The 7692-nt window shown below is 65.2% G+C and carries 7 protein-coding genes; 6 read left to right on the top strand and 1 reads right to left on the bottom strand.

Features of this window, described 5'->3' with window-relative positions; all coding sequences use genetic code 11:
* Positions 1-92 precede the first annotated feature (92 nt).
* Positions 93-2024, top strand: coding sequence for a hypothetical protein (locus tag B7X32_RS16065; protein WP_292721819.1), 1932 nt, complete (start codon positions 93-95; stop codon positions 2022-2024).
* Here B7X32_RS16065 and B7X32_RS16060 read toward each other — a convergent pair.
* Positions 2021-3184, bottom strand: a complete 1164-nt coding sequence (locus B7X32_RS16060; RefSeq protein ID WP_292721816.1) for an O-antigen ligase family protein — start codon at positions 3182-3184, stop codon at positions 2021-2023. The genes B7X32_RS16065 and B7X32_RS16060 overlap by 4 nt on opposite strands.
* Before the next feature lie 125 nt (positions 3185-3309).
* On the opposite strand from B7X32_RS16060, the gene B7X32_RS16055 reads away from it, so the two are divergent.
* The 5 genes from B7X32_RS16055 to B7X32_RS21080 form a co-directional block, all read left to right on the top strand.
* Complete coding sequence (locus B7X32_RS16055) at positions 3310-4212, top strand: hypothetical protein (protein WP_292721813.1); 903 nt, start codon at positions 3310-3312, stop codon at positions 4210-4212.
* Positions 4213-4222: 10 nt separating this feature from the next.
* Positions 4223-5311, top strand: a complete 1089-nt coding sequence (locus B7X32_RS16050; protein WP_292721810.1) for a hypothetical protein — start codon at positions 4223-4225, stop codon at positions 5309-5311.
* Positions 5312-5326: 15 nt separating this feature from the next.
* On the top strand, positions 5327-6517 hold the full coding sequence (locus B7X32_RS16045) for a hypothetical protein (RefSeq protein WP_292721807.1): 1191 nt from the start codon (positions 5327-5329) through the stop codon (positions 6515-6517).
* Positions 6517-7254, top strand: coding sequence for a hypothetical protein (locus B7X32_RS16040; protein WP_292721804.1), 738 nt, complete (start codon positions 6517-6519; stop codon positions 7252-7254). The genes B7X32_RS16045 and B7X32_RS16040 overlap by 1 nt, the downstream gene beginning before the upstream one ends.
* A 213-nt stretch (positions 7255-7467) precedes the next feature.
* A partial coding sequence (locus B7X32_RS21080) for a DUF1427 family protein (RefSeq protein WP_366246999.1) occupies positions 7468-7692 on the top strand: 225 nt, incomplete at its 3' end.

Raw genomic sequence — 7692 nt, 5'->3', positions numbered from 1 at the left:
GAGGTGACGGGTGTGCAGCAGGAAGACCCGGGTGTCCTCGGCGCCATCCTCAGCGGCGTTGCGAAACGAGCCATGGTGGGAGTGAAGAAGTAATGGTCTCTCTGAACAAGCCGGTCCCTGGTGTGACTCAGGACTTCGGTATCGCGGCTCCAGGGCAGGATTGGGCTTCGCTGCTCAATGCTGCCCTGGATCAGCTGGCTGATGCGGCAAACGGCGTGCCGTCGACCATGGCAGATGTGGCGGCGGATACGGGGTCGGCGTTCTCGGCTCAACTCGCTGCCAGGTATGTGCAGTCCGTAGTCATGTCGGGCCCCGGGATCGACCCGACCGGCGCGACGGATTCGACGGCTGCTCTGCGCGCCAAGTTCGCAACGTCCGGCGCGAAGCACTTCCAGTTCCCGGCGGGCACGTACAAGATCGACATCCCCGAGGGGGAAACGCTCGCGACGTTCACGAACCGGTCAGGCGTCACGATCGATGCGTCTCGCGCATCCCTGGTGAACAACCGCTCATACCTGCTGGACACGTTCACGCCGATCTTCCTCATCGACGGCGGTCGCGACTTCTCCCTGACCCTGCAGTCATACGTCGGCTACACGCTGGCAGATCCAGCTACGAAGCTCGGATATCTTGGGGCGATCCTCGTGCGCGCCATCAACGGTGCGGACGGGATCCGTGTCGATGCAACTGCGACGAACCTCCGCTATGCGGTCCAGACGGGAGAGTATGGGGATGGATCGAAGGGGAATTGCAAGCACTTCGACGTGAAGCTCCGTGGTCAGATGATCGGCTACGGCTTCGCCGGATATCTAGCCTCGGCGGTGCGCGTCGACATGGACATCGACGGAGTGCACCGCGCGATCTACATGGGTGGCTGCGACGACGTGCGCGGGATCGTTCGCTGGAAGGATCAGTACGTCGCACCGATCGTGGCCCTGTGCACAGATGCGCTCGTGTCGGGAACTGACACGGCCGCCCAAGCGGACCCGATCGGAAGCCCGACCACGTCTCGCGGATGCAGCAATATCGACCTGACCATCATCGACAAGGGGTCTACGACCACGCTCACGGCCACGGTGTGTGCCGGGATCTCACCGTCCAGAGTCGATCCTGTCGCTCACCGCAAGATCAGGTTCAACGTGTTCACGGTCGGAACCGACACAGTCTCCACGACAGTGGGTGGATTTATCGTCGCCTCGACGGGAACCCCGTGGTCGCGATACCCGAACCAGTGGGAGCCGTGGGTGGTTCTTGAGGATATCGAGATCTCCGGCATCGTCGATCATTCAGCGCAAACCGCTGCGTCGAACTCGACCGGCGAGCTGTACATCTACACCCAAGACCCGACGAACACGTCTCACTTCGCGACAGTGCGGCGACTCCGCGTTTCTGACCTGACGGTCCTGAAGAGTCCCGCGTCGTCCCGGTCGGTGTATGTGGTGGCGCCCGGAGCAACTGATCCGATCACGATCCGAGGGGTTGACGCGACGGGATCCACCTTGGTCCCTATCGCGCCTGCCGCGGCTCCTTTCGTGATTGAACGTTCCCGGTTCGCGTCTATCGACAACTACTCGACGGCGACCGTCAAGGTCGGGCAGGCGTGCAAGATCGGGAAGATCAACGGTGGAGCTCCCGTTGCCGCGACAGAGGCCGCTATTGCGAGTGCCGGCGCCGTGATCACGCAGAAGGAAGTGACGCTGACGCTCACAGGAGCGTCAGTGTCGTGGACGAATGCAATCCCTCCCGGATCGCTGTTGCTCGGCGTGCAGGGAAAGATCAACACGGCGATCACCGGCCCGACCAGATGGCAACTCGGAATCTCGGGAGATGTCGCCCGTTTTGCGGACAGATCGGTGGTCACTGCCGGCTACGTATTCGGACCTTCCTCGCAGGCCGCGACGGAAGTCTCACCAAAGTGGTACTCGGTGAACACGACGATCACTCTGACCGCGTACACGACAGCATTCACGGGCGGCGAGATGCGGCTCGTGATGACCTACATCACGTTCCCGGATATCACCTAGCGCGCGAGGCCACGGGTTGTCGTGGCGTCGAGCCGTTCATGATCTGTCGAAGGTGTTGGTGCAGGGGGAACCGACGCCTTCGACATGATCATGAGGAGCACCCATGCTGCGGCGCTGCTCTCCCACGCTCCGGTGAGGTAGGCGGGCGCCGATGCGGCGATGAATGCGCCAACGATCGTCCGACGGTACTTCTGGTCGCTGGCCCGGTTGGCGGTCCAGAGCACAGTCCACAGCATGATCACAAAGAGAATGAGACCGATCATCCCCTGTGACGATCCGATCTCGAGCACGAAGTTGTGGGCGCTCACCTGTCCATCGGTGGCTACCCGGGTGGCGAACGGGCCAGCCCCGGTAAGCCAGAACTCGTTCCACAGAGGGCGCACCTGGTCCCAGATGGGGAGGCGCCCGGAGAAGTCTCCGGTTGCGCGCGAGCCGAAGTCGAGGACCTTCAGGGAGGTAACGCCGGATCCTGTTGCGATGACGGTCGCTGCCACGGTGACGCCGAGGACGAGGATCCAGATCGGCGGCTTCTTGGTCATTCGAGCGAGAATCAGCCAGGCAAGCAGGATCACGCCTGCGATGAGCGATCCGCGGGTGTCTGTGAAGATGAAGCCCGCAACGAGCGCGATTGCGGCGATGAATAGCGAGAACTTGACGCGCTTCGACTTGGTGAGGAGCCAGAGCAGCACGACGACCGCGAGTCCGCCGGCCATCGAGTAGCCGACGTAGTTCGCGTTCAGGTCGCCGAGAGTGAGTCGTGCGTTGGCGCTTTCGTCTGGAGTCGAGGACGGAATCAGGTTGTAGTGCTCGCCGATGATGCGGAGCGCCCCGATGAAGACGCCGATGAGAAAGCCTGTCGCTACGACCTGGAGCTGTCGCCTGGTGCGTATCGCATCGCGACCGAGGAGCATGAAGACCGCGAAGATCAGGGCTGTCTGAAACGCTGCACCCGCTTCGGGGTTGATCGCCCAGTGGGTCGTCAGGAACATCCAGATGGTGCTCGCGGCCACGGCCCAGAAGACGCCATCGATTCGTAGGCGCCCGGGGGATCCGAGGATCCAGACCGCAAGCGCGGCGTAGAGCCCGTATCGGACGAACGTTCCTGGGTCGACCGTCGATATGCCGGCGAAGACCGCGATCGCGATGATCCGCGGCCCCACCTTGTATATCCGTTCGACTGGCACTCGCACATGCTACCGGTCGCCAATCCTCACATGAAGCGCATCCTCCCGACCCCTCACGGTCCTCACTCTGGTGCGGCCCCGTTCCCGAAAGGACCCCGCTCATGGTGTTCGGTTCAAGCGGTGGAAAATTCGGCGGTGTGGTTGGGCCCGGCGGCCCCCCGACGGTCACGATCAACACGATCCCGATGTACGGCGTCAACCAACACGCTGACGACGTGATCCAAGTTGACGGCCAGTTCTTCCAGGACTGGTACTCCCTCTCCGAATCGAAGACGGACATCCGGGAACGGCCCGCGAAAGACGGCGCATTCGGCATCGACCGCGACTACCGCACCGCTCTCCCCCTCACGTTGAACGGCCGTGTCCGAGGCACCAGTTGGCCCACCCAGCTTGCCTCTCTCCGCGCCGGCCTCGGGAGAGGGCAGACCGTCACGGTCACCGTGACCGACCACCTTGGGATCTCGAACCGGAGCGTATCGATCCGCAGGTTCACGCCGGTCCCCAACCCAGGCGTGAACCTGCTCACGTTCGAAGTGATTATGGCGGCGTTGGACCCGTTCATGTACGGGACAACCCAGAGCGTCACTGTTGGCGTCCCCACGGCCGGAACAGGGCAGCCCTGGCCGCAAGTCTGGCCCGCCCCGTGGGGTACACCAGGAAACAGCGGCCGTGCCACAGCGGCGAACACCGGCAGCCAGCCTACCCCGATGACGCTCTCCGTCGCAGGTGGCCTGGATGCGGGTGTGGAGCTCGTCGAGATCAACACTGGATCGCGTCTGCTGCTGAACCGGCCCATCCCAGTCGGGTCGAACGCCGTGTTCGACGCATCGATCGGGCGCGTCTACCTCGACACCCCGACGAACGACATCTCCGGGTTCCTCACCCGCCGCGACTGGACCGGTTTCCAGATTCCCGGCAACGGCTCCTCGGTGGTGCAGTTCAACCCGCTCGGCGCACAGACCGGAACTCCCACGCTCACTGTCTCGTGGGCTCCCAGGAACTGAAAGGCACACCATGACCATGCGACCCTCGTGGCCTGGGCCCACCAACGGCACGTCGACCACGGACGCCCGGATCGACCTCGCCGGTCTGATCGAAGGCACGACGGCCGGTGTTGCCCGGGCGGGGCTGTTCCCGTCGAACCTCGGCGCGATCGTCACCGCCCGATCGGACATGAACGTCAACGTGGCCGCGTTCCAGGGCGCCGCTGTGCAGTTCGGCGGCCCGGTCCTCCTCGCGAACGACGGCACCATGCAACTGCCTTCGGTTCTGGTCTCTCCGGCGTCCGGGACGAACTACTACGTCGTGTACGCGAAGCAGAACGAGCAGACCGCACCGGGCACGGACGCGAACAACCTGACGGTGCTCGGCGCCGCGCTGTCGACGACGTCGTTCGCCCTGGCCCGGGCCGCGATGCCCACTGGGGCGCTCGAGCTCGCGACCGTTCAGGTTCCGGCTGGTGTTGCGGCGACGAACGCGGGCGGTGTGACGATCACCCAGACGGCCCAGTTCACGGTTGCCGAGGGTGGGACTCTGCCCGTCCGGAACAGCACCGAGCTCGCCGCATGGGCGCCCGCCGATGGTTCCATGGCCTGGCAGATCGACCAGTCGCTCATCCAGTTGCGTGTGAGTGGTGCGTGGACGGTCGCGGGCGGTCTGACCCCGATCTGTGTCATGCGCAGGACGAACGCGACACTCACGGCGCCGAGCAACGCGTACGGCAACCTCAGTGCGACCGCGGCGTGGACGTCGACCGGCGGTGCAGCCCGTGGCGTGACGTACAGCAACGGCATCACGATCACGCAGGCCGGCTGGTACGAGGTGTTCTGGACGCTCTGGTTGTCCGGCTCGAACCCGTCTGGACTCATCGGCGTCGCGGTGAACGCTTCCGGCACCCCCGGCGGCAACGTCCTCCATGCGTTCGGGCCCGTCGTCGCCGGATCGGCGCTCTCAGCCGGCACCGCACGCGGCAACGTCTACCTGAACGTCGGCGACGTGCTCACCCTCTGGGGTTACGGGAACGGCGCGACGATGACCATCGAGGCGCCCTCGACGACCGGTGTGGAGCCGCTGAACTGGGGCGCTCGCTGGGTCGCACCGTAACCGAAGGGACACCCGATGGTGCTTCGATGGTTCATCGCGGACCTGCTGACGGGCCGCGACATCGCCGACGTGCAGGTCATGACGTCGTCGACGTGGTCGCGGTCCATCAACAAGCCGGAGCGTCTCACCGTCGACCTCGACATGCGCGACCCCGCGACGGTAGCGCTTCGCCCCCGCCAGACGATGGCTCCCGGCCGCACCGTGCTCGCCTGCGCGGCCGGGGACACCATCATCGGCGCTGGCCCGATCTGGGCTCACACCTACGATCGGGATCAGAAGATCCTCACGCTCGATGCTCTGGGCATGTGGTCGTACTTCGATCACCGGTTCGTGCTCCCGATCGCTGCGGCGTCGATCGACACGACACAGTTCATCATCCCCGACCCCTCCGCGGCCGGGAAGACGAAACCGAACCCCGCCGTCGGCACCTACCTGACCGGCCTCGAGTACGGGACCATCGCCAAACGGTGGGTGCAGCAGGCGCAAGCATGGACCGGCGGGAACGTCCCGATCGTGTTCGAGGCGGACCGCACCGGCACCCGTGAACGGAACTTCGAGGGCGCCGAGTTCAAGAACCTCGGCACGGTCCTCTCGCAGCTGTCCCAGATCGAGGGCGGCCCGGACATCCGGTTCACCCCTCAGTTCACTCCCGACATGCTCGGCGTCCAGTGGGTGTTGCAGACCGGCACGGACGCGAACCCGCTGCTCGCATCCGCGACGGTATTCGAATGGCCGATGGACGTCCCCCAATCGCCGGTGTCGGCCCTAAAGGTGACTGCGGACGCGACCCGTCTCGCATCTATCGGATGGGCGACGGCCGGCCGTTCAGCGGACACCGTCCTCGTTTCCCGGTCGACGGACACCACCCTCACGAACCTTGGCTACGCGGCGTTCGAGACCCTCGACTCGTCACATTCGAGCGTGTCAGAGCAAGCCACCCTCGACGGGTACACCGGCGAAGCGACAACGTTCGGACGATCCGTGCCCGAGCTGTGGTCGTTCAACGCGGAAGCGAACAGGCAGCCGTACCTCGGCGCCTACTGGGAGGGCGACTTCTGCCGGCTCTCACTCGCCAGCTACGACCCGGCACGCGGTGTCGGTGACCCCTACCTGTTCGAGGGCGCAACGTACGACCGGCGCATCACTGCCCTCTCGGGCGACGCGAAGGGCATCACCGTGGGAATCACGACGCAGGCGGTGATCTGATGGGCAACGGCTACGACAGCCCATCACAGGGCCAGTTCGGTGACCTGGTCGCTGAACTGCATCGGCTCGCGGAACGCATCGCCGAGCTCGAGACGCCGACCGGCACGTCGGTGAACTCTCTCGTCGATCAGGTGCAGGAAGCCATCGCGAACATCGACACGACGGTGACAGCGTCGATCGCTGCGAACTCGTACACGAAGTCGCAGATCGACTCGAAGATCGCGTCACCAGGTGCGATCACACCGACGACCGTGGCCGCGTCGTCTGACGTGTCCACTGCGGGGAACCTGTCGGTCACCGGCACGACGACATCGGCTGGGGACATCTTCACGCCGAACGCGACCCCGGCGGTATCCGGGTACACCATCTGCTACCTGAACGTCGACGGGCGCGTGTCGAAGGGCGCATCGTCCGCACGCTACAAGGTGAATATCGAACCGGTGGATCCTGCCTCACTCGGCCCGGTCTTCCCCCAGCTGAGCTCGTACGCCATGCGAGAGGACCCAGACCTCACCCCACGCCTCGGGCACATCGCCGAGCACCTCGCTGCGGATGACCACCTCCGCCGATTCGTGGTCTTCGCTGAGGAACCGGTGACGGAGAACGACGCCATGGTCGGATCCCGCCTGGTGCTGGACGATCAGGGCAAGCCCGTTCCGGAGTCGATCGACTTCATCGGGTTGCTCCTCGCGCAGACCGCGCAACTGGACCAGCGGCTGAAGACCGCGGGGCTTTAGGGCCTGAACGGCGCGTCGCACTCCGGATGGTTCGGGTCAGGCATGCTCGGCAACGTCAGGCAGACGTTCGGCAGGCACGCCGTGGCGTTCCCGGCATCATCTGCGGAATACACGGTCGACCCGCCGGGGCAGGTGGCCGGCGCAGGTGCCGGTGCGGGGTCGGCAGGCGCCGGATCCGCAGGTGCAGGATCGCTCTGCTGAGGATCCGACTGCGTGGCCGTGTCGTCGGGCGCGGGGGCAGGATCTGCCGGCGCGGGAGCAGGAACAGGAGCGACCGTCGGCGTTGGCGTGCTCGTCGGCGTGATCTACGCCCTGCTTCGCGTGAGATCCCCGGCACCACCGGCGATCGCCCTCATCGGTCTGCTCGGCATTCTGATCGGCGAGCAACTGGTGCCGGTCGCCGTGCGGATGTTCCGCGGCGAGCCGGTGGCGAGCTTC

The organism is Microbacterium sp. 13-71-7, from assembly GCF_002257455.1.
GTDB lineage: Bacteria > Actinomycetota > Actinomycetes > Actinomycetales > Microbacteriaceae > Microbacterium.
Note: the sequence above shows the minus strand (reverse complement) of the source record. Positions and strands in the feature narration are given on the sequence as shown.